Consider the following 26,600-nt stretch of genomic DNA (forward strand, 5'->3'; position numbering starts at 1 on the left):
ATCAACATTAATCCGAGATGATTTATAGATAATATGCAAAATAGTATGCGATTTTGGCTTTGTTAAAATAGTATTAAAAATAAAAATACTTAAAATATAAGTATAAATAAAAATAGGAGAAAAAATGATATCTAAAATTACCATTTGCAATTTGGCATTGGCGCAGTTGGGGCAGGCTCCTATATCATCTTTAGAACAGGATGATGAAAAAGCGCGCCGGCTGAATTTGTTTTATGATCCGGTGCGCGATGAGGTCCTGCGCACCCATAACTGGGCTTTTGCGGGGGCGGAAGAACCCCTGGCCCTGATTGAAACGGATAACCAGAACCCCGGCCGCTATATCTATAAGTATCCCGCGGAAGCGCTGTTTGTCCGCCGCGTGTTCAGCCGCGACGGCCGGGGAGAAGCGCTTAAATTCCGCGAAGTCTTCCGCACGGACCTGCACAGCCGTGTGCTGGCGGTAGACTGCCCCCGGGCCTATGCCGAATACACCCGCCGGATTTTGGATGAAAACCTGTTTGATGCGGCTTTTGTAAAATCCTTTTCCCTGGCGCTGGCCTGCGACTTGGCCGTCGCGCTGACGGGAGACAGCCAGCTGGCGGCCCAAATCCTGCAAAAATACACGCTGAGCCTGGATGAAGCGCGCCGCAGCAATATGACGGAAAACTTCTGCCGCGCCGACTCGTCCGACGCGTTTACCGAGGTGCGCTAATGCCCATCCACCAATTACAGCCGTCCTTTGCGGGCGGCGAAATCAGCCCTTCCCTGCATGGCCGCGTAGACAGCGCGGCCTACGGTTCCTGGGTCAAAACGGCCCGAAACTTCTACGTGCACCCGCAGGGCGGCGCGTCCAACCGCCCGGGCACCCTGTTTATGGGCGAGGCGAAAGAAGCCGGCAAAGCCTGCCGGGTCATTCCGTTTGTGCTGAGCGAAGACGAAGCCTACGTGCTGGAAATGGGGGAGCATTACCTGCGGGTATATACTTCCGGCGGGCAGTTGTTTGCGGCGGACGGGAGCCCGTACGAAATTGAAACCCCCTATGAAGCGTATGACGTGGGATACCTCAATTACACCCAATACGACCAAACGCTTTTTTTAACCCATCCGCAGTATCCGCCCAAACAGCTCACCCGCGTGGACCGCGGTTCGTTTGTGTTTGCCGACGTGCCGATTAAGTACGGCCCTTTTATGCTGGCTAATGAGGACGAGAAGAAACAGCTCCGCGCCAGCCAGTACCAAGAGACGCAGGAATCCGTCGGCGTGAGCGCAACGCTTACGTTTCTGCCGGTGATTTATCCCAACCTTTCGGTGCTGGCGTATTTTAACGGGTTTTTGTTCTTTGTGGGGCCGAATTTCGGGTTTGACATCGGGCTTATGGTCAGCGATTTTAACAAGTATTTTGCCGCGCAGGGGCTGATGGCCTATAACCTGGGCGGGCTGATTAAAATCGTTTCCCCGCAGGACACCGGGGGCGACTGGAACGGCTCCCAGCTGGTGATTAATTACCAGTACGGGCTGGGCGGCGTGCCCCAGGTGTCCGTGGTGCAGACGCTTTCCGGCGGCTCCAACAAAGGCCAGCAAATCCCGGTGGGCGAGAACCAATACCAGCTGGAAAGTGATTTTGACTGTTTTAAACCAGGCCACGTCGGCGGGCGTTTTTCGCTGAGCCATAAGGTGGAAAGCCAGTATGCTTCGGGCACGCTGGGGTACGAGCAGACCTCCTCGTTCATTAAAACCGGGGGCGACTGGAAACTGCGCACCACCGGCGAGTGGACGGGGCAGGTGGTGGTGGAAGCGTCCGAAGATTTGGGCGAAACCTGGGAGAAGATAAAATACTTGTCGCGTACGGCCGGAGACCAAAATTTCAATACGTTCGGCCAGCTGGAAGCCGGCGCCAATATGTATTGTTTGCGCATCCGGGCGCTGGGCATTACCGGGGAGCTCGGGTATGAGCTGCAGGCCGACGCGTTTTGGCAGGAAGGCGTGGTAATCGTCAGCGATTTTGTAAACGAGCGGAAAGTAATTGTGCAGGTGGAGCGGCCCTTCGGGCTGGAAGAGTGGACCAGCGAGTGGGCGGAAGGCTCGTTCAGCCCCGCCTCGGGCTATCCTTCGTGCGTGTTCTTTTACCAGGACCGCCTGGGCCTGGCCGGCACGCGCGCCGAAGCGCAGACGGTGTGGTTTTCCAAAACCGGCGCATATGCCGATTTCGGCCACGCCCGCGGCACATTGGAAGATTCCGACTCCATCAGCGTTAATCTTTCGGGCAAAAAGTTAAACGCCATTCATTCCGTGGCCGTGTCCAATAAACTGCTGGTGTTTACCGCCGGGAGCGAATGGACGATATCCAGCACCGGCGCATTGACGCCGTACAATATCCAGATCCAGCAGCAGAGCGAACGCGGCGCCAGCCGCACCGCCCCCGTGATGGTGGGCAACAAAGCCCTCTACGTGCAGGCGCGCGGCGGCGTATTGCGGGATTTTTATTACGATTACAATTCCGCTTCCTACACCAGCAACGACCTCACCCTCTACGCCAAACACCTGTTTTTCAACCGCGAAATACGCGAAGTGTGCTACCAGCAGGAACCGGACAATTTGCTTTGGTGCGTACTGGACGACGGCCGCCTGCTGACGCTGACGTATTTGGTGGAGCAAAACGTCTGCGCGTGGACGCATCACGAAACGCAGGGAAGTTTTAGAAGCGTCTGCTCCATCCCCAACCGGGGTTACGATGAAGTCTGGTTCGCGGTGGAGCGCGGCGGAAAGTATTTTATTGAGCGTTTGGTCCAGCGGCTGGCCAGCAAAGAACCCGAAGACCAGTTGTTTTTGGATTGCGCCGTGTCGCGCAAGAGTGAGACGGCTTTTTCGGAGATGACGGGCCTTTCCCACCTGGAGGGAATGGAAGTCGGGGCGCTGGCGGACGGCAGCCCGCTGGCGGGGCTTACAGTAAAGGACGGAAAAATCACCCTGCCGCGCCCGATGACCTGCGTACACGCCGGGCTTTCGTACGAAGCCGAACTGCAAACGCTGCCCGCCGAGTTTGAGCGCGCGGACGGAACCGTGCAGGACAGGCGGCGCAGGCTGGTGTCGGTAACCGTTAAAATGCTGGACAGCCGGGGCGGAAAGGTGGGGACGGAGTCCGGGCGGATGGATGAAATTATCCAGCGCAGCACCGAAAATTTCAATACGCCCATCGCGCTTAAAACGGGCGACTACGTGCTGACTCTCTCCGGCGCGCATTCGCTGGTGCCTTCGGTTGTGTTTAAACAAACCGAGCCGCTTCCCGTTACCCTGCTGGCGTTTATCAGCCGCGTGGTATAGCGCGTTTATCCGCCGACAAAAAGGGGGCTTCCCAATAGGGAAGCCCCCGGAAAAAAGCGTTTTATTACCGGTTTGTATCCGCCGGAGCCGCTTGCGTGAGCGCGGGGCCGGATACAAAGCGCAGGCTGCGGGCGGTTTTTTCGGCGTTGCCGTCCGCCCCTTCGCCTACGGTAAAGGTAATAACGTAGAACACCTGGCCGTAGTTGTCATACGCGGCCGTCAGCCAGAAAGGCGCGCTTTCGCCGCGGTTGCCGTAAGCCGTGCCGGAAACGTAAATCGCCGGGCGTCCGTCTACGGTCAGCTCTTCTTCTTCGGTGATATCCAGCTGTCTTCTTTGCAGGCCGGCGGCCAGCGCCCCGCGCAAATCTTCCAGCGGGTGCCCGTCATCCACATCCGTCTGGCGGATGAGGCCGGCGAACGTGATGGGGCCTTCGTAGCTTTTGCCCGCATTGTCTTTTTTAAACGCATTCGTGTCAATGCCCAGTTTCACGTCCACATCGTCAAAGTGCATCCATTCGGAAAAATCCATCCCGTCGTATACGTCCACCTCAAAGCGGTAAACCGGGTCCGTATACACGCGCTCGCCGTATTCGGGGGCTTTATCTTCGGATATACGGCTGATGATGCCGCGGAACGGGGAAACCACTTTATACGCGCCCCAGGCGGCCGCCCCGCCGAACACCACCAGAAACAATACCGTGCTGACGCCCGCCAAAATAAGCGGCCATTTGTTTGTATTTTTCTTTAAAATCATCCAGACCACTTTAAACAGCAGGAAGAATACTGCGTAAATGGCCACTAAAATCAAGAGCAGCATGATGATAAGAAAGGTCATATAAATCTCCTTGGTTTATGATTTTCTCTTTTTAATTATGAATATATTGTACCAGAAAAATCAAATTATTTTGCGAAAGTCCGCCCGGCAGGACTGCGCGCGCCTGGCGGCCGTACTGCGCCCGGAGGACCGGGCGGAGCTGGCGGCTTCGCACCCGGGGCGGGAGGCGGGTGAACTGATGGGGGAATTTTTTGACCGTTCCGCCCGTTGTTTTACGCTGGAGTTCAAGGGCGAAGTGGCCGCCGTGTTCGGCCTGTCGCCGGGTACCTGGCTGGGCCGCCGGGCGTGCGTGTGGCTGCTCTCGGGAAAAAGCGTGGAGAAAATACCCAAAACGTTTGTGCGCGTTGCGCGCATACTGCTCGGGCGGATGCTGGCCGAATATCCGGAACTGTACAATTTTGCCGACGGGCGTTACGCGGCCGCACTGCGTTTTATCCGCCGGCTGGGCGGAAGCTTTGACGGGACGTTTTACGACACGCCTTCCGCGCGTTTTTTAGGCTTCACATTCAGGAGGAAGTAATATGGGAGGAATATTTGAAACGGGAGGACGGCTGGTTTCGTCGGCCGCTTCCCTGCTGGGGGACCGCAAAGCCGAAACGGACTATTACGATTCCCTGGCCCGCGACGCAGACCGTCAGGCGCAGTACGCCGCCGAAGCCTCGCGCCGCCAGGCGACGTATTTGTTTAAATCCGCCGCCGAACGCAACAAAGAAATATACGAAAATTACCGCCAGACCGCCGGCGAGCAGAAAACGGCGCTGGCCGCTTCGGGGCTGACGTCCCGCTCCGCCACCGTGCAGACGATGCTTAAAAACAGCCGCTTTAACGCCTTATTGGACGAAGAAGCCCTGCAGGAATCGCTGGACGACGCGCTGTACGAAAACGACATCGCCGCCGCCGAGCGCATTTATAATTTGAACGAAACGGCCTCGCAATACCGCCGTGCGTCCAAGAACCGGGGCTCGTTTTGGAAGCTCGGCAGCAATGTGCTGGCGTTGTTTAGTTAGGAGAACACCATGCCTATTATTCCCACTTACCAAAGACAGGAACGCTACCGCGCGCCGGGCGTACAGCTGACGTCGGGCGCGCCCCAGCGTATTCCGGCGGCGTATGAAAACACGCTGCAGGAGTTCGGGCGTTTAAGCAAAGACGCGCTGGATTACCTGGAGAAAAAGAAGAAAAAAGGAAACAAAGAAGGCGACGGGCAAGCATCCGACCAGCCTAAAAAGACGGCGGATTCAAAAACTTCGCAGGCGGAAGCACTCCCGTTTGAAGCGCCGGCTTTCTCGCCGGATGAGAATTTACAAATCCGTACGGAACTGCTGGATGCGGTGCGTTCGGAAGTAAATGAAAAGGGTACGCTGGCATCGGCGTCGCTGGATGAGTTTGCCGCGTCGCGCTTTAGCGAAGCGGACGCCGAAACGCCTGCCGCGCGCGACTATATGATGCTGCGCGCCGCCGCGCGGGAAGAAGAAAAATCCGCCGTTGACCGGGAACGCGCCCGACGTGCGTCGCAGGAAGAAAAACTGGTGCGCGGCGTAGGGGCGCTGGCTCCCACGCCCCAGGCGCTGGAAGCGTATTTGTCCGCCCAGCTGCCCGCATACGAACAGCGGCTGGCGGAAAACGGCGCGCCGCAGGCCGAAGCGCGTTTGCAGACGGCTTCCGTCCGCGCGCAGACCGCCGCCGAATGCGTGCGCCGGCAGCTGGCCGCCGGCAACCGGGCCGCCGCGCAGGCCGTATTCGGCCGCTACGCGCGGGAACTGCCGGAAGCGGTGCGTGAAGAATGCGCGCAGAAAATCCGCTTTTCAGCGGCTTCTTCCCGCGCGCGGGATTTGTGGCGGCAGTCCGCCCTGCAGACGGACGGCACGCCGCAGGCGCGCGAAAGTTGGGCGCGGGAGCGGCTGGAAACCGAAAAAGACGGTGAAATGAAAGAAACCGCGCTTTCCGCCCTGCGGGCTTTGGGGGCGGCGTCCCGCGCGGACGCCCACGTCAAACAGGCGCAGGTGTACCGTTCGCTCGCGTCTGCGACGGACGGAGAGGAAGCCCAGCGGCTGCTGACCGCCCAGCAGGCCCTGCAGCCCGCCGAACTGCCGCTGGCCCGCCGGGCGGCGCGGGAATTGTTTTCCGCTTCCGGCGCGGTTTCGGACCCGCAAACCTTTAACCGTTTGTATTTTTCCGCCGGAGAAAAGGACAATGCCCGCGCATTCGCCAAAGGACGGATTTCCGCGCGCGATTATTTCGCGCTGGAAGCCGCCCGCCATTTGCGCGAGGGCGGCCGGCCGGACCCGGATGCCGGGTTTCTGTGCCGGGGCATAGACTTGTGGCGGGAGAAGAAAGGCCTGTCCCAGGAGGATGCGGAACGCGTCAAACACGCGGTGCTTACGTCCGCCGACGGGACGCAGGAGCGGCTGGCCGCGCTGGAGCGCGTTAAATCGCTGCTTGATTTTTAGGAGAACCGACTATGACTGTTTCAATGCAAGTTACAAAACGTATTTACCAAGGCAACGGCGTTACGCGCCAGTGGGATGTGGATTTCCCGCTTATCGCCGCGGATAACCTGGGCGTGTATTTGACGTCGCCGCAGGGCGCGGAGGAGGAAATCTTCACGGATTTCACCGTTGACCCGATGACCCATACGCTTACGTATCCGACGCCCGAAAGCGGCAAGAGCCCGCTGGGGGCGGACTGGAAGCTGACGGTGCTTCGCCGTACGCCGCTGACGCAGGAAATTGATCTTTTGCGCCAGGGCGAGCTGGACGCGGAAGTGCTGGAAGAAGGCTATGACAAACTGACCATGCTGGTGCAGGAGCTGGGCGAAAAGGTGGACCGCAGCATTAAATATCCCGTCTCTTCCAAGGAAGAGGATTTGGAAACGGAAAATTTTTTAAAAAACATCCTGGCGGCTAAAGAAGACGCGGTCGTGGCTTCTTCCCAAGCCGCCGACGCGGCGCGCCAGGCGCAGGCCGGGGCCTCCGCCGCCCAGCAGACCGCCGACGCCGCGCTGCAAAGCATTGCTTCCGCGGTAACGGCTGGCTGTGAAACGCTGGCGCAGAACGGGGCGGAAATTATCGCCGACGCCCAGGCCTGCGTAAACGAAGCGGAGGCCCAGGTCGAAACGGCGCGCCGCTATGCGGAAGGCTCCATCGGCAAATGCATGGGGGAGGTGTATTGGTCGCAGAGCAAAGCGCTGGCGGACAATCCCGGTTCTTTGCCGCTGTGGACGGGGGCCTATTATGCCACCGCGTCCAGCCTGTACCCGGATTTTTATGCCTGGGTAAAAGAACATACCGAATTATGCACCACGAAAGCCGACTACGACGCGCGCCTGGAGCAATACGGTGAATGCCCCTTTTATGTAGCCGACGAAGCGGCCGGTTCCCTGCGGCTTCCGAAACTGACCCGGTACGTAAAAAACGCGAATGAGACGGACGGCATTACGCAAGCGCAGGAAGGGCTGCCCAATATCACCGCCAAAATGATGGGGACGACATACGGCGGTTTGGCGGATGCATATGTAAACGCGTCCGGCGCGTGCCGCACGGAAGGGAGCGGCGGCGCGGCGGCCAAGGGCGGGGAAGAGATTTTTTTGTGGAAGCACGATTTTGACGCTTCCCGTTCCAGCGCGGTTTACGGCCGTTCCGATGCCGTAACGCCTGCGCATACCACGCTCTATCCGTGGGTATGCGTTTATCATACGGCGGTGCCGCAGAGTGTGGCGGACGCGGCGCAGCTGTTGGGCGCGTTTACGGCCAAGGCCGATACGGACTTGGCGAATATCTCCGGCTCCGCCAAAACCGCCGTGAGCGCTTTGTCCAAGGCGTCCGAAACGTATATAGAGGGTATTTTCCCGGCCATAGACACCACGCCGCGCACGTTCACCGCGCCCGCCAACGGATATATCTGCGTACAGGGATATACCGGTTCGGGCAATTCCACTTTTTATAATGTGGACGGCGTGCTCTGCGGCGGTTACGGCTGCAGCGTTACCAATATCGTTTCGTTTTGCGTGCCCGTGAAACAAGGACAGGTAACCACTGTTCACACCGATACCGTGGCGCTGACGCTGTCGGTCAACCGGTTTGTTTATGACCAAGGAGCGAATATATGATGAATTATTATGAATTATTGGCGGACGGCACCGTCGGGCGGAGCACGAACGGCGCCCGCGCCGCAAAAGCGCTGGGGCTGACGCTGGCGACGGATGAAGAAATCGTTTACGGATATGACGGAAAACGGTATTTAAAAAGCCGGTGCCCGGCCGTCCCGCAGCAGACGCTTGCGCGCAGGACCGTGGCCGAGCTGGAAAGCAAATATAATCTGCCGCGCCCCGTGAGAACGGCCCTTTTGCTGGCGCATGCGGCGGGGCAGGAAGTGGACGCGCAGCTGCTCGGGCGCGTGCGGGAAATTGAAACGGCCGCCCAGCCGCTTCGCGCCGGGGGAGGGGAATGATGGCCCGCCTGAAAGACTGGCTGTACGCGGGCGGCGCGGTATTGGCCGTAGGGTTTTGGTTTTTTACCCTGTACGCCTTGCCGCCGCGCGTGGATAATTTGGAAAAGAAAGTATCCGAACACGAAGGGCGTTTGGCCCGTTCGGACGTGAAACTGGATATGATTGCGGACGACGTAAAAAGCATTAAAGTCATTTTGCTTAACGTCGCCAAGCATTAACAAGGAGGAGTTATGACCCAACTAATTGCCTGGTGCGGCGAGCACTGGCAGGATATTCTGGCCGTTATCGGCGGTACGGTGGGGGTGGCGACCGTGATTGTAAAACTGACCCCCACGCAAAAAGACGACGCCGTGCTGGCGAAAGTGATTTCCGTGCTGGCGGCTTTGTCTTTAGTCAACCCGGACGGTTCTTTCGTCGGGAAGGCGAAATAATGTGGCGCGCGCTGGCGGGCGGATGCCTGGCGGCGGCGGGCGTATGGGCGCTGTGTGCGCTTGCCGGGCGTTCCGCCCGGCAGGACGAACGCTTAAAATACGCGGCGCGGGAGGAAAAAGAACGTGAGGAAATGGAACAGATTATGGCCCGTTTGGCTGATTTGTCCGATGATGAGCTGGCTGTACTCCTGCGCTCCCGCGCGGATAAACAGCCGCGCGGCGCTGTGCCGCGTGCGCTTTGATTTGAGCGACCGGGCGCTTGTGTCGCTCAATCCGCGCAACCAGCGCGCCGTCGCCGCGCTGGAAGCCGCCTGCGGGCGTTTGTCTCTGCCGTAACGCTGCACACGCAAAAAAGACCCCGGACTAATGCCCGGGGTCTTTTTTGTTGTTTACAGATTCTTTTAGAAGTCGGAGTTTTTACCGCTTGTAATGGCGCTGCAGTATTTTTCCGCGCCGGAGCCGGAGGCCAGCGTGCCGCAGCTGGTGCTCGTATCGGTGCTGATGCCGCAGCAGCGTACGGCGGTGATGGTGCCGTCGGCGGCTTCGGTCATAACGGTTTTAAGGGCGTATTTGTCTTTATTTACGCTGCGTACGGCGGTGATAACAAAAGTGGAGCCGGTGGTGCCGCTGGGGGAGCCGGTGGTGACGGTGAAATTTTTTCCGCCGTAGTTGGTGGTGCTGCCCGGCACTTTGGGGATTTCCACATCCAGCACGTTGAACGAAGCGGGCCAGGCGTCTTTTTGCAGGCGGTATCTTTCCGCGGCGTAGCGGATGGAGCTCATCAGCGTAAGCGCTTCGGCGGAGCGGGCTTTTTCCACGGCCGTCGTATATTGGGGCAGGGCCACGGCGGACAAGATGCCGATAATCAGCACTACCACTAACAATTCAATCAACGTAAAACCTTTGTTCATATCTATCTCCCTTAATTAAAATGCGCGTGCGCGCCTATCAATAGTATAGCAAAAAAGTTTTATAAAACAATACGCTTGCATATGTGTTTTTACGGCCGCCGGCGGCGCGGGAGAGACGCAATTAATCTTTGGGAAATAACAGCGCGGAAACGGCCTGGACAAGAATAATGCCGAAAAGCACGGCCTCGGCTTTTTCGGCAAACCGGGCGTCTTTCCGGTTTTTGCCTTGCGCACTTGCAGGCGCAAACAAAAACATCGCTCCGCCTTTCGCTCCCCCACGCAGGCAAAGCAGTTTGCCTGCTTCTCTTGCCTAAATAAAAAACCCCGCGATGTGCGGGGTTTTAAATTTAAGCCAAGAGGGGGGATCTCCTTCCGGTCGTTTCCCTGACGGGAAACGCCTGCAGTCCGGGCTCGCGGTTTTTGCCTTGCGCACTTGCAGGCGCAAACAAAAACATCGCTCCGCCTTTCGCTCCCCCACGCAGGCAAAGCAGTTTGCCCGCTTCTCTTGCTTAAATAAAAAACCCCGCAGAGTGCGGGGTTTTAAAATTTAAGCCAAGAGGGGGGATCGAACCCCCGACCTACCGCTTACGAAGCGGTTGCTCTACCAGCTGAGCTATCTTGGCGTTACTGCATCTAAATCGTTGGTAAATATATTTTACAAAAAAAGCGCGGATTTTGCTACCCAAACTATTTTTTCGCGGTATTTTTTAAGACGGAAGAACGTAATTGCTCCACCTGCCGCTGCGCCGCGTCCACGCGCGGATTGTTTTGGTGTCTTTGCAAAAATTCAGGTTCGGTTACGCCTGCGGGGCCCCGGCGGTAGGCGTCAATCCAGTATTGGGCGCGCTCCGGGTTTCGCTCCATCAGCGCAATGCTGATTAAAAATAAATAGGTGGATTCATTTACCGGGTCCACGGTGAGCGAGCGTTCAAACGCGCGTTTGGCCTGGGCCATATTGTCGCGCGCGTTTTGGCTGAAGCGTTCGTATTCCGCCGCGTTTGGCGCCTGCTGGGCGCCCTGCGCCTGGCGCACGGCCATCGCGTAATACAGCTGGCCGATGTTTTGGTGCAGCAGCGCGTGGTTGGGCGCGCGTTTTAATACGACGGAAAAATCCTTGAGTGCGCGCTCGTAATCGTCGGACGGCGCGTCTTTATCGCCCCGGGCAGGGGAGAAGGTTTTGGTTAAATTCATCGTGGCGGCGAACACATTGGCGCGGAACTGGCGGTATTCCGTCTGAAACGGGTTTAACGCAACCGCTTTGGTAAAGTAGCCGACGGCGCCTTCCGGGTTATTCTTGCCGGTTAAGCTTACGCCCAGGCTGTAGTAGTGGTTGGCCTGAAAAAATCCGTAGAAAAAACATAACAGCGGCAGGGACGCGAACAGTACAAAACCGACTATTGCCCGGCGGCTTAAAAACGCCGCGCGCACATATACATACATCACGCCCAGCACGCAGAAAAGCAGTACCGCCCACGAGCAGGCGATTAACGCCCCTTCGCCAAACGTCGCGGCCGCCAGCGCGCCCGTCACTTCGGAAAATTGCGCCGCCACGCGCCAGGCGGCGTATAACAAACCGCCTAACAACAGCACCCGCGCGCCGGCAGTCAGCCACGCGGCGGAGGCGGGAAGCTCCGCCCCGACGGCGTCCGTATCGTCCGGCTCTTTGCATAAAGCGATAATCACGCCCATAAAGACCGCAAAGAAAAGCCCGCTGGAAGCAAAGCGCAGGCTGATGTCCACAAACGCGTGCGCCAGGAGACCGAAGAAGGCGCCGGTGTACCCCAGCAAATACCAGCTGCGTTCTTGTAAGGCCGGCGTGCGCTCGGCGGATTGCGCGCCGCGTTTTAAGTTGCGCGCCGCGCAGACCAGCACAAATACAATCATCCATAAAAACACCGCCAGGCCCACGGTGCCCGTGGTGGCCCATTGTTCCAGGTATTCGTTTTCGGCGTGCTGGGTTTCGGTGTTATGGGAGTTTTCAATATAAAAAATCTGCGGACGGCGGTAGGCGGGATAGATGATTTTAAAACTGCCGGGCCCGGTGCCCATCACGGGCGCGTCCTGCACCATTTCCACGGCGGAGAGCCAGGTGTAGGCGCGGAAGCTGACCGACTGAAAACGCTTGGCCGCGTACACCCCGGCCAGCACCAGGGCGATAAGCACAAAGCATCCCGCCGCGATATTAATTTTTTTAAGGTGTTTTCGCGCGGCGTCCGGCGCGAGGAAATTGGTGTAGAGCCCGGCCAAACACGCAAGCGCCGCCGCATACGCCACCCAGGCGCCTTTACTCTCGGTAAAGAACAGCGCGGCCAGCCCCAGGCCCAAGAGCACCAGCAAAGATTTTTTGCGCGTCAGCAGGTATTGCGCGCCCGCCACGCAGGAAGCGAAAATGACGAACGCGCCAAAAAAGTTGGGATTGGCGTGGGTGGAAAATACGCGGCGCGTAAAAAAGCCGCGCCAGGGCATAAAGTCCGCGCCCGGGAAGAAGCCGTCTATAATCTGCAGGGCCGCATAGGCGAAGGAAATCCAGGCGGCGGCGATGATAAATTTGGTAAGCGTCCGCACGTCCTGCGCGCGGAATTCGCACGCGATTAACAGGGTAATGCCGCCGTACATCAGCAGGCGGATAAATTCTTCGGCGGCTTCCATCTTATAGGGCAGAAACGCAAAGGACAGGGCGTTCCACCCGATGTATACAAAAAACGGCAGGAGCCAGGGCAGGTTGGCGCGGGTGAAAGGGTTTTTCCGCTCCGCCAGTTTCAGCGCGGCCCACAAGGCCAGCAGTACGACGGCCCCGTTGTGCAGAAGCGTCAGTTTTACCTGGGCGGTGTCATAGGTGGCGGTGAAAAACGATATGCTTACCAGCAGGCACAGCCACCCGGTTACGACGGGCAGAATATTGCGTATAAAAACCGCAAAAGCGGCCGGCCGGGCCGTTTTTTGCGCAGGAAGTTTTTTGGCCGAAAGGTGTTTGGCGGACATATGTACATCTTAACAATTTTAGCCTGAACCCCGCCAGCTTTTGCACGGGGGCGCGGCGGCATAAAAAACCCCGCCGGGGCGGGGTTTTGGTTAATTGTTTAAGGCGGAGCAGATTTCCGCGCCCTGTTTGCTGAGCGCATTACACTCCACCGGGCCGCCGTCAAACGGATAGAAGAGCGTATACAGGATGTCCATCGTGTGCGTGCGTGCGCTGGCTTTTACGCCGCCGGGCTCAAGCAGGAGTTCAAACCCGTCGCAGGAGAGTTTTTCGGGGCTGATTTTCTGGCATTTTTTATAGTCTCTTAGCCACACGCGCGGGTCCGCGCCGGGTTTTTCAGCGTCTTTAAGCTGGGTGCGCGCGGCGTAATCCAGCGCGGTCAGCACGCGCGAGAGCTGTACGTGGCGTTCCGTGCGCTGATATTGCGGCAGGGCCACCATAAGAAGCATCAGCATAACAAACGTTACCGCCAGCGCAACGGATACTACGGTAATAAACGTAAGCGAGGCGGCTTCCTCGGCGTCGTCCTCGGCTTCGGGGTCAAATTCCGCGTTTTTCGCGATGACCGCGCTGTGGCTGATGCGGTCGTGCAGGGTGCGTTTTTTCTTGTCAAACGCCGCGATAAAAAAGCCGAAGTAAAAGGTTACGTTGGTAACAATCTTGGAAAAAATACGTTCCGTGGCCTGCCAGAACGTCAGGCGGCGGCCGCGGCGGTCCACCACTTTAATGCCCATGATGATTTTGCCCAAACTGGCCTGGAGCGGCGAGCTTTCCAAAAGCGCGTAATACAGCCAGATGATAACCAACAGCACCAGCGAAACGGAAGCGTTGTTCATCGTCTGGGCCAGTACCCAGAACAATATCGCAAACACTGCCGCGTCAATCAAAAATGCAAAGAAACGTTTCCATACGCTTGCATACATAAACAAGTCCCCCTGTGTTGCCGGGACGAGCCCGGACAGTCTACTTATATAGTATAGCGTTTTGGAAAAAAATGGCAAGCGGGATTTCGGATTAATTAAGAGGTGCGCTCAGCAGAGTTTAACGTCTTGGGCCTGGGCGGCTTTAAGTAAATCCGCCGGGGCAATTTTAATTTGCAGGCCGCGCTGGCCGGCGCTTACGTAAATATAGTCCCATAGGACGGCGTCTTCGTGTATGAAGGTGGGGAAATGCTTTTTCATTCCCAAAGGCGAGCACCCGCCGCGCACATACCCCGTAACGGGCATAAGTTCTTTTACGTGCAGCATTTCGCAGGATTTGTTGCCGCTGGCCCGTGCGGCGGCCTTCATATCCAGCTCCGCCCCGCCCGGAATAACGCACACGAAGAACCCGGTTTTGTCTCCGCGCAGTACGAGCGTTTTGTACACCTGTTCCACGTTTTGGCCCAAGGTTTGGGCCACGTGAAGCGCGCTTAAATTTTCTTCATCCACTTCGTACGGGATGAGTTCGTAGGAAACGGCAAGCTCGTCTAACAGGCGTGCGGCGTTGGTTTTGTGGATTTTGTTTTTCATCGGGTCTTCCTTATGCTTATTATAGAATTTTTGGGAAGAGGCCTTAAAGGGTTGATTTGTTTTTTTTTTTGATAAAGTGCTTAAAGCGGCATTTCCGCACGGGAGGCTGTATGAACAAAGGTTTTACTTTAATTGAATTATTGGTAGTGGTGCTTATCATCGGTATTTTGTCGGCGGTGGCGCTTCCGCAGTATGAAAAAGCGGTGGAAAAATCCCGCGCGGCGGAAGCGGTGCAGATGCTGCGGTATTTGAACCAACAGCAGCAGTTGTGCGTGCTGGCGCAGGATGATGACTGCGACACCCGCACCTTTGAGAGTATGGGCGCGGAATTAAAAGGACTTTCCTGCGGCACTACCGGTGATGAAGAAGTGTGCTGCAATAAACACTGGTGTTATGTCAGCAACGGAATATCCTTGGGCGATAGCTGCCCCTCTAGTATAGGCAATGTAATTGCCGCCCGCGTGGACGGCATACCCAGCAGTTTCGATGATTTGGACAGACGTTATCTGCTGGAATACGAAACCTGCGAGGGGTCTGCTCATTCCATCGTATGTTATGAAAGCGACAAATGGTGCAAACTGTTTAAGGGGAACGGAAACCCCATTTAACACATAGCCCTCCGGCGGTATGGATGATTTTTGTAAAAAGGCCCTCTTTTTAGAGGGCCTTTTTTGTTTTAACCGTTTTCTTTTTAGTCTTTGAGGGGGCTTTGGATTTCGCCTCCGGGGCGGTCTTTTTAACGGCGGCCGCTTTGGGCGCGTGGAGTTTCTGTTCCGGGTGTTTTTGCAGGAACTCGTCCACCGCGTCCAGCTCCGGCTTTAAATACCGCCCGGTATAGGAAGCCTTGCACGCCGCCACCTGCCGGGGCGTGCCCGCGGCTACAATGGTGCCGCCTTTGTCGCCGCCTTCGGGGCCGAGGTCAATCAGCCAGTCGGCGGTTTTGATAACGTCCAGGTTGTGCTCAATAATCAGCACGGTGTTGCCTTTGTCCGCCAGGCCGTGGAGCACGTGGAGCAGTTTGTCAATATCGGCAAAGTGCAGGCCGGTGGTGGGCTCGTCCAGAATATAGAGCGTTTTGCCCGTCCCCTTGCGGGAAAGTTCATCCGCCAGTTTTACGCGCTGGGCTTCGCCGCCGGAAAGCGTGGTGGCCGCCTGCCCGAGCTTGATGTAACCCAGGCCCACGTCGTTCAGCGTTTTTAAGTAGCGTTTGATTTTGGGGATGCTGTCAAAAAATTCCAGCGCCTGGGATACGCTCATTTCCAACACTTCGGCGATGTTCTTGCCTTTGAATTTTACCTGCAACGTGTCCTCGTTAAAGCGTTTGCCGTCGCACTCTTCGCATTTGACGTAGATGTCCGGCAGGAACTGCATCTGGATTTTTAAAATTCCGTCGCCCTGGCATTTTTCGCAGCGTCCGCCCTTTACGTTAAAGGAGAAGCGGCCCGGCTTGTAGCCGCGGCGTTTGGCTTCGGGCATTTCGGCGAACAAATCGCGGATGTGCGAAAACACGCCCGTATACGTGGCCGGGTTGGAGCGCGGCGTTTTGCCTATCGGGCTCTGGTCCACGATAATCACTTTATCAATGTTGGCTAAACCTTTGATTTCTTTGTGTTTGCCCGGGGCGTCTTTGGCGCCGTAGAACTTTTGCGCGAGGGCTTTGTACAAAATCTGGTGGATGAGCGTGGACTTGCCCGAGCCGGACACGCCCGTTACGCAGATGAATTTGCCGAGCGGGAATTTAACGTCAATGTTTTTTAAGTTAAACTGTTTCGCGCCGATAATTTCCAAATACTTGCCGTTTCCTTTGCGCAGTTCTTCGCGCGGCAGAATCATCCGCCGTCCGTTTAAGTACGAAGCGGTGAGGGATTTTTCGTCGCGCAAAAAGTCCGCCGTCGGCTCCGCGGCCACAATTTGGCCGCCGTGTTCGCCGGCCGCCGGGCCGAGTTCCACCACATAGTCGGACGCGAGAATCGTGTCCTTATCGTGTTCCACGATGATGAGGGTGTTGTCCAAATCCCGCAGGTTTTTTAAGGTTTCAATCAGGCGGTCGTTGTCGCGCGAGTGAAGCCCGATGGTGGGTTCGTCCAGCACGTACAGCACGCCGGTCAGGCCGGAGCCGATTTGCGTGGCCAAGTGGATGCGCTGGGCTTCGCCGCCGGAAAGCGTCTGGCTTTTGCGTTCCAGCGTTAAGTAGGAAAGGCCCACGCTGTTTAAAAAATCCAGCCGCGCGCGGATTTCTTTGAGTACGTCTTTGGCGATGATTTGTTCCTTGTCGCTTAATTGGATGGCATTGAAAAACGCTTTGGCGGCGGACACCTGCATGGCCGTAATATCGTGGATGTTTTTGCCGTCCACGCGCACGGCCAGGGCCTCGGGTTTTAAGCGCATGCCTTTGCAGGTGGGGCAGGTTACTTCGCGCATAAAACGGGTGTAGACTTCTTCTTTTACAAAGTCGCTTTCGCTTTCCTGGTAGCGGCGTTTTAGGTTGGTAATCACGCCCTCAAAATCCTGCTCGCCGCCGGAGATGAGCGACGTATAGCTCGCCCCGCCGGCGCCGTACAAAATCAGGTCCCGCTGGGCTTTGGGCAGCTTGTTCCACGGCGTGTTCATATTGATTTTGTTCTGGCGGCAGACTTGTTTTAAAATATCGTAATAATACCCGCTCCAGGAGTTTTTCCAGCGGTGGGTGCGCGTGGTGACGGGGTTGTCCCACGCGGCGATGGCGCCTTCGTTAATGGATAGGGCCGGGTCCGGCACCACGAGGTCTTCGGCCACTTCAATTTTAAGCCCCAGGCCGTTGCATTCCGGGCACGCGCCGTAAGGCGAGTTGAACGAAAACAGGCGCGGCTCCAGCTCCGAAAACCCGATGCCGCAGTGCGCGCAGGCGTTGCTTTCGCTGTAAGTAAAATCAAGCGGTTTTTCGCCTTCGGTTTCCAGCACGTGCACGAGGCCCTTGGCGTATTTCAACGCGGCCTCCAGGCTTTCCACCAGGCGTTCGCGGTCAAATTCTTCCACGTAAATTTCATCCGTTACGAGTTCAATGGTATGCTTTTTATAGCGTTCCAGCGCGGGCGTCTGGTCCAGCGAAATCACCGTGCCGTTTACGCGCGCTTTGACGTAGCCTTCTTTTTTAAACTTGGCGAACAATTCCTCGTACGTGCCCGCGCGGCCCCGGATGACGGGCGAGAGAATATAAACGGTCTTGCCGTCAAACTTTTTTAAAATGTCCTGCGCGATGCCCTGTACGCTCCAGGACTGCACTTCGCGGCCGCATTCGGGGCAGAAGCGGTGCCCCACGCGGGCGAACAGCAGGCGCAGGTAGTCGTAAATTTCGGTAACGGTGGCCACCGTGGAACGCGGATTTTTAGACGGGTTGCGCTGTTCAATGGAAATGGCGGGCGAGAGCCCTTCAATATGCTCCACGTCCGGTTTTTCCATCAGTTCCAAAAACTGCCGCGCATAGGCGGACATACTTTCCACGTAGCGGCGCTGGCCTTCGGCGTAAATGGTGTCAAACGCCAGCGAGCTTTTGCCGGAGCCGGACAGCCCCGTTACCACCACCATTTTGTCTTTGGGCAGTTCCACCGTAACGTTTTTTAAATTGTGCCCTTTCGCGCCGATTACTTTAATGCTTTTCATATACAAAATCCTTTATCATCCAAAAACGGGAGCGAGGCGGAAGCCGGTTCCGAATCGCGTGTCTTTTTCCCCTAAATAAATTATATAATTTATACATATCATTATCCCGGAGCGTACGCTTGAAAAAACCGTTAAAATACCTGCTCTATACGCTGGGCATTCTTCTTTCCCTCGGCCTTATCGCTTTTATGGTATACCAGGCCAAAGACAGCTTTGTCAAAATCTGGCAGGGCGTGCGCACCAAGTATCTTTTTCTTTCCCTTTTTTCTTCCGTGCTGATTTATGTGTCCATGGGCCTAAGCCTCTACGAGGTGCTGCGCATTATGGGCCGGCGCATAAGCAAAAGCGCGGCCATCGGCATTGCGCTGGTGTCCACCACGGTGAATTATGTGGTTTCTTCGCTGGGGGTAAGCGGGTTTGCCCTGCGCGCGCATTTGTTAAACCGCCGCCGCGTGCCGTTTGGCACCTGCGTAACGGCAAGCATCGTGATTACCGTTTTGTTGTATTTCGTGCTGGCCATAATTATTTTGCAGGGTTCGGTGCTGATGCTGTTTAATTCCTCGGCCACGACGATGCAGCTCCTCAAAAACTTTTCGCTCATTGTCGTGATGTGTGCCGTGTGCGTGGTGATTACCGCGTTTCTGTTTAACAACGAATGGCGCTCGCGCTGGCTGCGCAAGATTTTCCGGCTGATGAACAAGGTGCTTTTTCACGTGTTCCGCGCGCTGATTCCCAAAGGCAAGTACGACAATTTTATGGACCAGCTGGACGAAGGGATTGACCTTATCCATAAAAAGAAAAACAAGCTGACGATGACCATCGTCTACGTCTGCGGGGACTGGCTTTTTACGATTTTTGTGCTCTATTTCGCTTTCCGCGCGGTGGGCATTCACATTACGGCGGGGGTGCTGGTGGCGGGGTTTGCCGTCGGCATGGTTACCACGCTGATTCCGATTTTGCCCGGCGGCCTGGGCGCCATGGAACTGGCGATGACGGCCGTTTACGCCCAAATGGGCATTGACTGGGACGCCGCCCTGATGGCCACGCTCATCTACCGCGTGGTGTATTACGTGATTCCGGGCATTATCAGCATTTTTATTTACTGGGGGCTTCAGCTTTCGTCTTCGCCGTCTTCGCGCAAGCCCAAATTACCTAAAGGAGTTTCCTGATGAAAGAGCGTATTAACGAGCTGGTGCCCGACGTGCGCCCCAGCTGCTACGTGCATAAAACCGCCGTAATTATCGGCGGCGTTACATTGGGGGAAAACGTGTCCGTCTGGCCGTGCGCCGTGCTGCGGGGGGACATCGCCTCCATTTCCGTGGGGGAAAATTCCAACATTCAGGAAAACGCCTGCGTGCACGTCAATTACGGCGCGCCGTGCCTGATCGGGCGCGGGGTGAGCGTGGGCCACGGGGCCGTGGTGCACGGAAGCAAAATCGGCGACAACTGCCTGATCGGCATGAACGCCGTGGTGATGGAAAGCGAAGTGGGCCCCAACTGCATTATCGGCGCGGGCGCGGTGGTTCCGGCGGGGAAAAACATCCCGGCGGGCTCGCTGGTGATGGGCGTGCCGGCCAAAATCGTGCGCAAATTGGAAGAAGACGAAGTAAACGCCGTCATCCGCAACGCGCGCGAATACGCGGACTCCATCCGCCTCTATAAAGACCATTGCGAAGAGATATAACCATGAAAAAAGTGGTGCTGATTGAAGATTCCAAAGTGCTCGGCGGCGCGCTTTCGGGCGCGCTGAAAGTGGAAGGGATTGACGTGCACTGGGCCGAAAACGGCGTGGCGGGCGTGGCGCTTGCCAAACAGGTAAAGCCCGATTTAATCCTGCTTGATTTAATGTTGCCCAAACTCAGCGGATTTGACGTTTGCAAACTGTTAAAGACTGACAACGTCACCTGGCGCATTCCGGTGGTGATTATGTCCACGCTGTCGGACCCGGAGTCGCGCGACCGCGCGACGGAAGCGGGCGCGGACTATTTTATTCCGAAGCCGTACGATTTGGCTTCTACGCTGGCTGAAATCAAAAAGCTGTTAAAACTGTAATTTTCCAAGGGGGAAACCATATGGCCGCAACCAAAAAGAAAGTGCAACGCACCGCCGCCAAACGCGCGGTAAAACTGGACTATGCCGCGCTGGAAGCCTTGCTGGACGCGGGCCGCCCGTCGGACGCGCTTGAAAAACTTTCCGCCGCGCGCGCCAAAGACGCGGCCGCCTGGTTTTTAACCGGCGAGGCCCAACGCCAGCTGGGTTCGTTTGAAGACGCTTTAAAAAGCTACGCCAAAACCCTGCAGACCGCCGAAGACGCCGAAACGCGTATGGACGCTTTGCTCGCCATGGCGGCCTGCTACCGCACGCTGGGCCATTCGGCCGCCGCGTACGAACTGGCGGAAGACGCTTTAAAAATGGCCCGGGAATTGGAGTACGACGAATTTATCGTGCGCGCCATGCAGGAAATGGGCATGGCCCTGCGCGCCTGGGGCCGGCTGGAAGAAGCGCTGGATTTGCTGGACGCGGTGCTGGCCGCCTACACCCAGCTGAAGGATTTTGCCGGAATGAGCTTTATCCATTGGGCCAAAGGGGGGATTTTCCGCCTCCAGGGCCATTTTGAAGAAGGCATCGCCCAGTTTAAAAAAGCCGTTTCGCTGGCCAAAAAAGCCGGGGACGACATCAGCCTGGCCTACGGCTGCTGCGGCCTGGCGGGCATCAGCCGCATCTGCGGGAAAATTGACGACTGCGTGAAATACTATAAACTGGCCGAAAAGATTTTCCGCAAAAGCGAAGACGTGTTCGGCAAAGCGTATACCAACTGCGGCATGGCCAACGGCCTGCGCCAGCAGGGCAAGTACGACGAGGCCCTGCGCCACTACAACGTGGCCGACAAGCTCTACAGCGCCATTAACGACACGGTGGACCTCGGCTTTGTAAAATGGGGCCGCGCGGATATTTTAAAACGCAAAAATAAAATGGCCGCCGCCCTGGAAGATTTGCAGCAGGCCCGCGCGCTGTTTGACAATTCGGACGAAACCCGCGGCCAGATTCTTACCAAGCTTGCGCTCGCCCAGGTGCTCTATGCGCTGGGCCGCACGGAGGAGGCCGAAGAACTTTACGACGCGGGCGTATCGCAGGCGCGTGCGGAAGGGCTGCACACGTATTTGGAAAGCTATACGTAAAATAATTTTTCCCGGTTGATTTTTGGCATAATTTACTTTATATTATATAGTAGCAGGCAGGTGTCGGGTTTGCCGGATAATTTAACTGACAGAGGGCTTTATGAAAAAATTATTTATTCTGGGCGCCGCTTTGGCGGTGTTTCCGTCGGCGGGATTGGCCGACTCCACCATGAAAATGGTAACGTACTTCCCGGTGCCGTATGTGGCGTACAGCAAGATTAACGCCCAAAAGCAGATGGACGTAGGTTTAACGTCCGCCTGCGAAATGAACCTGGGCTGTGCGGAATCCGGCGCATTGGGAACGCGCCCGTTGCAGGCTACTGCTGTGAACCTGAACCGGGGAAAATTAGATTTAAACACGGCGGCCGCCGTGAAGAGCACGAACGTAACGCTGGGGAGCGGCTCTGGAGAGGCGAATATAGATTTCGCTGCAAACCTGCGTATCGGCACGTTAAACAACGGTTACAGCTTAGAATCCAATGATATGACGGTGGACGAACTGAAATTGTTTGCGTCGCATATGAAATCCGGCGGGGAGAAATTTCCTTCCTGCGCGGCGACGGGTGCCTCTGGCGCGCCGCAGGTGTCGTGGCAGAAAGTAAAACTCAAAAAAGCGGAAGAAGTGTATCTGGTATGCGGCAACCCCGGAGAGGTCTCCAAGTGCGAACCCACCCATAACGGACAGGAAACATATACCGAAACGTGTCCCTCCGGCCAAACGGGCAGTATCAAGTATACGTGGAATTATGATTCCTGCAAATATTTGACGCTTAACACTTGCCGGAGCACCATGAAAACATGCCTGACTAAAGCGTTATACTGCGGTACGCTGGATGTGTCCCGCGGTGCGGCAAACGACGGTATTTGCTATCCTCCAGGTTCACCTAATTCAAGTGGTATCTCATATGAGTGTAACGATATTCGTTTACGTAACGCAGGTTTCTTCGTCGGCTATTATGCCGATGTCAGTGCTCAGGAGGCGTTTCGGTCAAACGGCTACGAAATGACTCTGCCCTCGGGTTGTTCTCTGGGTTCGGAATGTAACTCGTGTACGCCGGGCAAAAAGTATTTTATTTCCAATTCGCTTAAAGGGCAGTCTTGCTACGACAGTACCTATATGTACGGCCCCGGCAGCTGCCGCACGCTGTATGTGTTTCAATATGCCATGTGCGGGGAAATGAGTGACTGTTCCGCAGGCACGGAAGTAACCTGCTCCAGCTGGAAAGATGCGGGAGGCTCCAGCAATCCGCTTCCGTTTCAGCCCAGTACCCCTGAGTTAGCTATTTAGTAAGTATATTTGTAACCCGCCCCGGCTTTAAACGGCCGGGGCGGGTTTTTAGCTTTATCTGCCGGCGGCGGTCCGCTGCCTGGGGCGCCAGCCCCGGCGCAATAAGCCGGCAGCACATTTAAAAAGCCCCGGGCGCAGGCCCGGGGCTTTTGGGTGAAACATTCAAATTAGTTGATTTCTTTGATTTCCACGTCAAAGGTCAGTTCTTTGCCGGCGAGCGGATGGTTGAAATCCAGCACCACTTCTTTGTCGGTAATTTCTTTCACGACGGCGCGGAAGGTGTGCCCTTCGTTGCTGGCGCCCACCATATCGCCCACTTTCAGGTTTTCGGCTCCGCCGATGGCTTCTTTCGGTACGCGGCGGATGGCTTCTTCCAGCACTTTGCCGTAGCCTTTTTCGGGCGCGACTTTAACGGTTTTCTTGTCGCCCACTTTCATGCCGAGCAGTTCTTCTTCCAAGCCGGGGATAATGTGCCCCGCGCCGTGTACGTATTCCAGGGGGCCGCGGCCTGCGGAAGTGTCGGCGGTTTTGCCGTCAACCGTAAGGGTGTAGTCAAATTTGACTTTGGAACCTTCTTTAATCATATTCGTCTCCTTTTGCCGCAGTGGTCCTGGGCGTTATATGTTATATTGTAACAGTTTTCTATTGCGCGAGGCGAAAAAATATTGTTTTCCCGCGCGTTATGCGCCGCGCGGCGCGCTTGGGGTTTTGGTCGCTTCCGCGCCAAAAAAATAAAAATCCCCCGCCCGGTTAAGAGCGGGGGTGGCCAACATGTTGGCTGGGGGGTAAAACCCGTATAGGACCTTCCCCCGTCGGTCCGATATACGGCGGCTTTTCCGGCAATGCGCCGTACCGTAAAGGTTAACCGATGTCCAGCTATAAACAGTATGGCTTTTTGGCCGGTATTTCTCAAGCTAAAAAAAGGATTAGTCGCCGCCGTTCCTCCCGCCGGCGCGGCGGGTTGAGCGGCCGCTGTACACCCCGGCGGGCAAAAAAAGGCCGCGCCCCGTAACAAGGCGCGGCGCACGGAACGGCGGGAATGTTATTCGTTGCCGAAGATGGTGTTTAACTGGCGGTTGACGCGGTAGAACGTGGCGCATTTGGGCATATCTTTTAAGCGTTTGGCGCCGATGTACGTCATACAGCTGCGGATGCCGCCCAGAATGGCCAAGAGGGTCGGTTCAATTGGCCCGCGGAACGGGATTTCCACCACTTTGCCTTCGCTGGCGCGGTATTTCTTCATACCGCCGTAGTGTTTGTCCTGCGCGTATTCGGAGCTCATACCGTAGAATTTTTTGTATTGTTTTTCTTCAATGCGCATAGCGCAGGTTTTGTCGTCAATCATTTCCACTTCGCCCGTTTGGAACGAACGCGCGCACATTTCGCCGCCGCTTTCCGTATGGCCGGCCAGCATGCCGCCCAGCATCACAAAGTCCGCTCCGGCGCAGAGGCTTTTGCACACGTCTCCGGGCACGGTGCAGCCGCCGTCGGCGCAAATCATGCCGCCTACGCCGTGCGCGGCGTCGGCGCATTCAATAACGGTGGAAAACTGCGGCCGGCCCACGCCGGTCAGTTTGCGCGTCGTGCAGACCGAGCCGGGGCCGATGCCTACTTTTACAATGTCCGCGCCGTTTAAAATCAAGTCTTCGCACATATCGCCGGTTACTACGTTGCCGGCCATAATCAAAGCGTCCGGCCAGGCGGCGCGCACTTTGCGGATGTAATTAATCAGATAGGGGGAATAGCCGTTGGCCACGTCCACGCAGATATTGCCGGCCAGGCGGGTGTCCATCACTTTTTGGAGTTTTTCAAAGTCCGCGTCCGACACGCCGGAACTGATGAAAACCAAATCGTTGCCGCCGAATTCTTTGGCGTTTTCCGTTAAAAAGGCGATGAGTTCTTCGGCCGTATAATGTTTGTGCAGGGCGCTCATCAGGCGCAGTTTTTGCATTTCGCGCGCGATTTCAAACGTGCCGGTGGTGGCCATATTGGCCGCCGTGATGCCCGTGGCGGTAAGCGTGCGGGGGCACCATTTAAAGGTATATTCGCGTTCCACCACTACTTCGGAACGGGAAGCGAGGGCCGAGCGTTTGGGGCGCAGCAGCACGTCGCAGTAATCCAGTTGGATATCGTCGTAAATTCTCATAGTTTTCTCCCGGGTCTTTGGCCGGCGGATTTGTGGGCCGGTCAAACATCTTATATAATACAAAATTTGCTCTCCGTTTGCCGGGCGGGAATGCTTTTGCAGGAAAGTGGATTTTTAGCTATAATGGGTATTGTAATGGGACGGAAAAAAACTATACTTTCTTTAACGGAGTTTTTATGAAAAAAGGGTTTACCTTAATTGAATTGCTGGCGGTAGTGCTTATTATGGGTATTTTGACCGCCGTGGCTTTGCCGCAGTACCGCCGCAGCGTAGAGCGCACCCGCGTGGCCGAAGCTACGCAGCTGCTGCCCGCCATTTACGACGCGCGCGAACGGCTGGCGGTAGAAAGAGGATACTCTTCGTTCAGGGTCATGCCTGCTTCGATCCGCAGCAATATAACTTTTGGCAAATTGGATATTGAAATGAAAGGCAAGGGGAGCGGGCAGGTGTGGCATACGGATAATTTTACATATACAATTGCGCCTGCTTATATGGTAGGCGCACGGTTTACGCGAGGTATTTATTCGGGAGTGGGATTAATGTATAACGGTACTGACAATATAGGTTGTTGCTATCCCAGCTCGTTGGGGGCGGATGCCTGTGAGAAATTGAATATTTTGTCTGCACTGCCTCCGTCCAACGGTTACTGCCGAGAGCTGGCCACGCAGATATAGGGGGGAATATGACGATTAAACACGGTTTTACGTTGGTAGAGTTGTTGGCGGTGGTGCTGATTGTGGCTATTTTATCGGCGGTTGCACTTCCGCAGTACAGAAAAGTGGTGGAGAAGGCGCACGTATCCGAAGCGCAGGCGATGCTGCGCACCATTTATGATTCAAGCGAACGGCTGGCGGGGGAGTTCGGTTACCGTTCTTACGAGGATTTGGTGGCCAGAAAAGGTCAGACCGGCTATTCGTTTGCGCGTATGGATATGTTTGATTCTTCCAGCCTGCCCGCCGGCTGCTCGCTGGTCAGCAGCGGGACGGAACTGCGATGTAAAAATTTTACTTACAAAGCGTCCGTTTACGCGGACGACGTGCCGTATGCGGCGGCTAAAAAACGGCTGTCCCCTTATCAAAATACGCTTATTTTGTTTGACCGTGATACCCAGCAGCTCTATTGTCAGGAAGCGTCCGGCAGTTCCGACGCGTGCGACGTTTTCGGCCTGGACACCCGCAGCGGCGTCAGTTTTTAAGTAAGGAGCGATTATGAAAAAAGGCTTTACACTGGTGGAAATTTTGGTGGCGGTGATGATTGTAACGCTGCTTGTTACCATGGCCGTGCCGATGTACGACAAGACGGTTGAAAAATCCCGCATGGCCGAGGCGCGCACCTTGATGAAAAAAATGCTGGAATCCAAGCTGCGTACGCTGGATAATATGGATCAGGAAAATTACAGCAGCGGTTTGTTCGGGTTTGAGCATCTGGATATTTCCGTCCCCTGCGTTGATTCAACCACGGGTGCGAGTATTGCGCGCTGCACGGGTGCGACGATTTACACCAAAGATTTTGAATATACGCTGCTGCCCACGGGCTCGGTGTCGGGCTCTTCGGCTGAGGTGGCAAACGGCGTTTGCGCCGTCCGCCGCAAAGGCGACAACAAGGGCACGGCGTTTTTGTATCTGGGGGAACTGGAAACGGACCCGGACCGGGAAAAATTCCTGTGCAGCGGAAGTATGTGTGAGGCCTACGGTATGGACTCCACCGGCACCGCCTGGTGTTCGTTGTAAAACCGTCTGATTTTGAAAAAACCCGGCCCTGTTTAAGGAGCCGGGTTTTTGTATGATTTTTTACCCTGCGTGCCGGCCCGAACCCTGCGTGCCGTCTGGGAGTTGTGTCCGTTTTGTCTTTTTAAGCAGGTCTTAGCCCTGTCTATAAAACGCCTCAAGGCGGAAGAATGTTTTTACTTG

28 protein-coding genes and 1 tRNA gene are annotated in these 26,600 nt (G+C 56.0%); 19 read left to right on the plus strand and 10 right to left on the minus strand.

The features are described from left to right. Positions 1–124 precede the first annotated feature (124 nt). Both ACQY36_RS05505 and ACQY36_RS05510 read left to right on the plus strand, forming a co-directional pair. Complete coding sequence (locus ACQY36_RS05505; protein WP_428071966.1) at positions 125–712, plus strand: hypothetical protein; 588 nt, start codon at positions 125–127, stop codon at positions 710–712. After that, complete coding sequence (locus tag ACQY36_RS05510; RefSeq protein ID WP_428078220.1) at positions 712–3,321, plus strand: hypothetical protein; 2,610 nt, start codon at positions 712–714, stop codon at positions 3,319–3,321. The genes ACQY36_RS05505 and ACQY36_RS05510 overlap by 1 nt, the downstream gene beginning before the upstream one ends. A 64-nt stretch (positions 3,322–3,385) precedes the next feature. On the opposite strand, the gene ACQY36_RS05515 is transcribed toward ACQY36_RS05510, so the two are convergent. Then, on the minus strand, positions 3,386–4,156 hold the full coding sequence (locus ACQY36_RS05515) for a hypothetical protein (protein WP_428078222.1): 771 nt from the start codon (positions 4,154–4,156) through the stop codon (positions 3,386–3,388). 37 nt (positions 4,157–4,193) lie between these two features. Between ACQY36_RS05515 and ACQY36_RS05520 the strand changes: the two genes are divergently transcribed. From ACQY36_RS05520 to ACQY36_RS05555, 8 genes are read left to right on the plus strand one after another with little or no spacing between them, the layout of a single operon-like run. Further along, the gene (locus ACQY36_RS05520; RefSeq protein WP_428078224.1) at positions 4,194–4,676 is read left to right on the plus strand and encodes a hypothetical protein; all 483 of its coding nucleotides are present in this window, start codon (positions 4,194–4,196) and stop codon (positions 4,674–4,676) included. A gap of 1 nt (position 4,677) precedes the next feature. Continuing rightward, positions 4,678–5,163, plus strand: coding sequence for a hypothetical protein (locus tag ACQY36_RS05525; protein ID WP_428057118.1), 486 nt, complete (start codon positions 4,678–4,680; stop codon positions 5,161–5,163). Between the two features lie 9 nt (positions 5,164–5,172). Further along, positions 5,173–6,606 carry a hypothetical protein gene (locus tag ACQY36_RS05530; RefSeq protein ID WP_428078226.1) on the plus strand — a complete coding sequence of 478 codons (1,434 nt, stop codon included), beginning with the start codon at positions 5,173–5,175 and terminating at the stop codon, positions 6,604–6,606. A gap of 11 nt (positions 6,607–6,617) precedes the next feature. Beyond that, entirely contained in the window at positions 6,618–8,264 is a 1,647-nt protein-coding gene (locus ACQY36_RS05535; RefSeq protein WP_428078228.1) for a hypothetical protein, read from the plus strand. Continuing rightward, positions 8,261–8,605, plus strand: a complete 345-nt coding sequence (locus ACQY36_RS05540; protein ID WP_428078230.1) for a hypothetical protein — start codon at positions 8,261–8,263, stop codon at positions 8,603–8,605. Before ACQY36_RS05535 ends, ACQY36_RS05540 begins: the two co-directional genes overlap by 4 nt. Beyond that, positions 8,602–8,823 carry a hypothetical protein gene (locus ACQY36_RS05545; protein WP_428057110.1) on the plus strand — a complete coding sequence of 74 codons (222 nt, stop codon included), beginning with the start codon at positions 8,602–8,604 and terminating at the stop codon, positions 8,821–8,823. The genes ACQY36_RS05540 and ACQY36_RS05545 overlap by 4 nt, the downstream gene beginning before the upstream one ends. A gap of 12 nt (positions 8,824–8,835) precedes the next feature. Further along, positions 8,836–9,036 (plus strand): hypothetical protein, encoded by a 201-nt coding sequence (locus ACQY36_RS05550; protein ID WP_428057108.1) that lies wholly within the window; start codon positions 8,836–8,838, stop codon positions 9,034–9,036. Then, positions 9,036–9,278, plus strand: a complete 243-nt coding sequence (locus tag ACQY36_RS05555) for a hypothetical protein (RefSeq protein ID WP_428078232.1) — start codon at positions 9,036–9,038, stop codon at positions 9,276–9,278. Before ACQY36_RS05550 ends, ACQY36_RS05555 begins: the two co-directional genes overlap by 1 nt. Before the next feature lie 159 nt (positions 9,279–9,437). Here the strand turns inward: ACQY36_RS05555 and ACQY36_RS05560 are convergent, their stop codons facing one another. The 6 genes from ACQY36_RS05560 to ybaK form a co-directional block, all read right to left on the minus strand. Further along, a complete protein-coding gene (locus ACQY36_RS05560; RefSeq protein ID WP_428078234.1) occupies positions 9,438–9,947 on the minus strand; it encodes a type IV pilin protein in 510 nt (169 codons plus the stop codon). 121 nt (positions 9,948–10,068) lie between these two features. Beyond that, entirely contained in the window at positions 10,069–10,203 is a 135-nt protein-coding gene (locus ACQY36_RS05565) for a hypothetical protein (protein ID WP_428078236.1), read from the minus strand. A 294-nt stretch (positions 10,204–10,497) separates the two neighbouring features. Beyond that, positions 10,498–10,570 (minus strand) — tRNA-Thr (locus tag ACQY36_RS05570). Between the two features lie 64 nt (positions 10,571–10,634). Continuing rightward, complete coding sequence (locus ACQY36_RS05575) at positions 10,635–12,929, minus strand: O-antigen ligase family protein (RefSeq protein ID WP_428078237.1); 2,295 nt, start codon at positions 12,927–12,929, stop codon at positions 10,635–10,637. Between the two features lie 90 nt (positions 12,930–13,019). After that, complete coding sequence (locus ACQY36_RS05580) at positions 13,020–13,850, minus strand: RDD family protein (RefSeq protein ID WP_428078239.1); 831 nt, start codon at positions 13,848–13,850, stop codon at positions 13,020–13,022. Positions 13,851–13,958: 108 nt separating this feature from the next. Then, entirely contained in the window at positions 13,959–14,438 is a 480-nt protein-coding gene (gene ybaK / locus ACQY36_RS05585; RefSeq protein WP_428057096.1) for a Cys-tRNA(Pro) deacylase, read from the minus strand. Positions 14,439–14,548: 110 nt separating this feature from the next. On the opposite strand from ybaK, the gene ACQY36_RS05590 reads away from it, so the two are divergent. Continuing rightward, complete coding sequence (locus ACQY36_RS05590; RefSeq protein ID WP_428078241.1) at positions 14,549–15,046, plus strand: type IV pilin protein; 498 nt, start codon at positions 14,549–14,551, stop codon at positions 15,044–15,046. A gap of 49 nt (positions 15,047–15,095) precedes the next feature. Here ACQY36_RS05590 and uvrA read toward each other — a convergent pair whose 3' ends face one another. Further along, positions 15,096–18,077: an excinuclease ABC subunit UvrA gene (gene uvrA / locus ACQY36_RS05595; RefSeq protein ID WP_428078242.1), complete on the minus strand. Its 2,982-nt coding sequence runs from the start codon at positions 18,075–18,077 to the stop codon at positions 15,096–15,098. A 119-nt stretch (positions 18,078–18,196) separates the two neighbouring features. Here uvrA and ACQY36_RS05600 point away from each other — a divergent pair, with 119 nt between their 5' ends. The 5 genes from ACQY36_RS05600 (at position 18,197) to ACQY36_RS05620 (ending at position 22,544) form a co-directional block, all read left to right on the plus strand. Next, positions 18,197–19,246, plus strand: coding sequence for a lysylphosphatidylglycerol synthase transmembrane domain-containing protein (locus ACQY36_RS05600; protein ID WP_428071429.1), 1,050 nt, complete (start codon positions 18,197–18,199; stop codon positions 19,244–19,246). Next, on the plus strand, positions 19,246–19,761 hold the full coding sequence (locus ACQY36_RS05605) for a gamma carbonic anhydrase family protein (protein WP_428057088.1): 516 nt from the start codon (positions 19,246–19,248) through the stop codon (positions 19,759–19,761). Before ACQY36_RS05600 ends, ACQY36_RS05605 begins: the two co-directional genes overlap by 1 nt. A gap of 2 nt (positions 19,762–19,763) precedes the next feature. Next, positions 19,764–20,129, plus strand: coding sequence for a response regulator transcription factor (locus ACQY36_RS05610; protein ID WP_428078244.1), 366 nt, complete (start codon positions 19,764–19,766; stop codon positions 20,127–20,129). Between the two features lie 20 nt (positions 20,130–20,149). Next, positions 20,150–21,256 (plus strand): tetratricopeptide repeat protein, encoded by a 1,107-nt coding sequence (locus ACQY36_RS05615; RefSeq protein WP_428078246.1) that lies wholly within the window; start codon positions 20,150–20,152, stop codon positions 21,254–21,256. 100 nt (positions 21,257–21,356) lie between these two features. Continuing rightward, positions 21,357–22,544, plus strand: a complete 1,188-nt coding sequence (locus ACQY36_RS05620) for a hypothetical protein (RefSeq protein WP_428078248.1) — start codon at positions 21,357–21,359, stop codon at positions 22,542–22,544. Positions 22,545–22,711: 167 nt separating this feature from the next. Here ACQY36_RS05620 and ACQY36_RS05625 read toward each other — a convergent pair whose 3' ends face one another. Together ACQY36_RS05625 and ACQY36_RS05630 are read right to left on the minus strand one after the other, a co-directional pair. Then, the gene (locus tag ACQY36_RS05625) at positions 22,712–23,128 is read right to left on the minus strand and encodes an FKBP-type peptidyl-prolyl cis-trans isomerase (RefSeq protein ID WP_428057080.1); all 417 of its coding nucleotides are present in this window, start codon (positions 23,126–23,128) and stop codon (positions 22,712–22,714) included. 458 nt (positions 23,129–23,586) lie between these two features. Continuing rightward, complete coding sequence (locus ACQY36_RS05630) at positions 23,587–24,690, minus strand: GMP reductase (RefSeq protein WP_428057078.1); 1,104 nt, start codon at positions 24,688–24,690, stop codon at positions 23,587–23,589. Between the two features lie 176 nt (positions 24,691–24,866). On the opposite strand from ACQY36_RS05630, the gene ACQY36_RS05635 reads away from it, so the two are divergent. The 3 genes from ACQY36_RS05635 to ACQY36_RS05645 are packed head-to-tail and all read left to right on the plus strand — an operon-like array spanning position 24,867 to position 26,420. Then, entirely contained in the window at positions 24,867–25,364 is a 498-nt protein-coding gene (locus tag ACQY36_RS05635; protein WP_428057076.1) for a type IV pilin protein, read from the plus strand. An 8-nt stretch (positions 25,365–25,372) separates the two neighbouring features. Next, the gene (locus ACQY36_RS05640; protein ID WP_428057074.1) at positions 25,373–25,885 is read left to right on the plus strand and encodes a type IV pilin protein; all 513 of its coding nucleotides are present in this window, start codon (positions 25,373–25,375) and stop codon (positions 25,883–25,885) included. A 13-nt stretch (positions 25,886–25,898) separates the two neighbouring features. After that, positions 25,899–26,420, plus strand: a complete 522-nt coding sequence (locus ACQY36_RS05645) for a type IV pilin protein (RefSeq protein WP_428057072.1) — start codon at positions 25,899–25,901, stop codon at positions 26,418–26,420. Positions 26,421–26,600 lie beyond the last annotated feature (180 nt).

This window comes from Candidatus Avelusimicrobium alvi (genome assembly GCF_958451995.1).
GTDB lineage: Bacteria > Elusimicrobiota > Elusimicrobia > Elusimicrobiales > Elusimicrobiaceae > Avelusimicrobium > Avelusimicrobium alvi.

Bases quoted from the DNA above. Each gene is read 5' to 3' on its own strand.
- ACQY36_RS05610 (WP_428078244.1), top strand. From the start codon at position 19,764: ATGAAAAAAGTGGTGCTGATTGAAGATTCCAAAGTGCTCGGCGGCGCG.
- ACQY36_RS05540 (WP_428078230.1), top strand. From the start codon at position 8,261: ATGATGAATTATTATGAATTATTGGCGGACGGCACCGTCGGGCGGAGC.
- ACQY36_RS05520 (WP_428078224.1), top strand. From the start codon at position 4,194: ATGAATATATTGTACCAGAAAAATCAAATTATTTTGCGAAAGTCCGCC.
- ACQY36_RS05565 (WP_428078236.1), bottom strand. From the start codon at position 10,203: ATGTTTTTGTTTGCGCCTGCAAGTGCGCAAGGCAAAAACCGGAAAGAC.
- ACQY36_RS05505 (WP_428071966.1), top strand. From the start codon at position 125: ATGATATCTAAAATTACCATTTGCAATTTGGCATTGGCGCAGTTGGGG.
- ACQY36_RS05605 (WP_428057088.1), top strand. From the start codon at position 19,246: ATGAAAGAGCGTATTAACGAGCTGGTGCCCGACGTGCGCCCCAGCTGC.
- ACQY36_RS05620 (WP_428078248.1), top strand. From the start codon at position 21,357: ATGAAAAAATTATTTATTCTGGGCGCCGCTTTGGCGGTGTTTCCGTCG.
- ACQY36_RS05615 (WP_428078246.1), top strand. From the start codon at position 20,150: ATGGCCGCAACCAAAAAGAAAGTGCAACGCACCGCCGCCAAACGCGCG.
- ACQY36_RS05515 (WP_428078222.1), bottom strand. From the start codon at position 4,156: ATGACCTTTCTTATCATCATGCTGCTCTTGATTTTAGTGGCCATTTAC.
- ACQY36_RS05640 (WP_428057074.1), top strand. From the start codon at position 25,373: ATGACGATTAAACACGGTTTTACGTTGGTAGAGTTGTTGGCGGTGGTG.
- ACQY36_RS05530 (WP_428078226.1), top strand. From the start codon at position 5,173: ATGCCTATTATTCCCACTTACCAAAGACAGGAACGCTACCGCGCGCCG.
- ACQY36_RS05635 (WP_428057076.1), top strand. From the start codon at position 24,867: ATGAAAAAAGGGTTTACCTTAATTGAATTGCTGGCGGTAGTGCTTATT.
- uvrA (WP_428078242.1), bottom strand. From the start codon at position 18,077: ATGAAAAGCATTAAAGTAATCGGCGCGAAAGGGCACAATTTAAAAAAC.
- ACQY36_RS05645 (WP_428057072.1), top strand. From the start codon at position 25,899: ATGAAAAAAGGCTTTACACTGGTGGAAATTTTGGTGGCGGTGATGATT.
- ACQY36_RS05560 (WP_428078234.1), bottom strand. From the start codon at position 9,947: ATGAACAAAGGTTTTACGTTGATTGAATTGTTAGTGGTAGTGCTGATT.
- ACQY36_RS05535 (WP_428078228.1), top strand. From the start codon at position 6,618: ATGACTGTTTCAATGCAAGTTACAAAACGTATTTACCAAGGCAACGGC.
- ACQY36_RS05580 (WP_428078239.1), bottom strand. From the start codon at position 13,850: ATGTATGCAAGCGTATGGAAACGTTTCTTTGCATTTTTGATTGACGCG.
- ACQY36_RS05525 (WP_428057118.1), top strand. From the start codon at position 4,678: ATGGGAGGAATATTTGAAACGGGAGGACGGCTGGTTTCGTCGGCCGCT.
- ACQY36_RS05625 (WP_428057080.1), bottom strand. From the start codon at position 23,128: ATGATTAAAGAAGGTTCCAAAGTCAAATTTGACTACACCCTTACGGTT.
- ACQY36_RS05510 (WP_428078220.1), top strand. From the start codon at position 712: ATGCCCATCCACCAATTACAGCCGTCCTTTGCGGGCGGCGAAATCAGC.
- ACQY36_RS05555 (WP_428078232.1), top strand. From the start codon at position 9,036: ATGTGGCGCGCGCTGGCGGGCGGATGCCTGGCGGCGGCGGGCGTATGG.
- ACQY36_RS05550 (WP_428057108.1), top strand. From the start codon at position 8,836: ATGACCCAACTAATTGCCTGGTGCGGCGAGCACTGGCAGGATATTCTG.
- ybaK (WP_428057096.1), bottom strand. From the start codon at position 14,438: ATGAAAAACAAAATCCACAAAACCAACGCCGCACGCCTGTTAGACGAG.
- ACQY36_RS05575 (WP_428078237.1), bottom strand. From the start codon at position 12,929: ATGTCCGCCAAACACCTTTCGGCCAAAAAACTTCCTGCGCAAAAAACG.
- ACQY36_RS05590 (WP_428078241.1), top strand. From the start codon at position 14,549: ATGAACAAAGGTTTTACTTTAATTGAATTATTGGTAGTGGTGCTTATC.
- ACQY36_RS05545 (WP_428057110.1), top strand. From the start codon at position 8,602: ATGATGGCCCGCCTGAAAGACTGGCTGTACGCGGGCGGCGCGGTATTG.
- ACQY36_RS05630 (WP_428057078.1), bottom strand. From the start codon at position 24,690: ATGAGAATTTACGACGATATCCAACTGGATTACTGCGACGTGCTGCTG.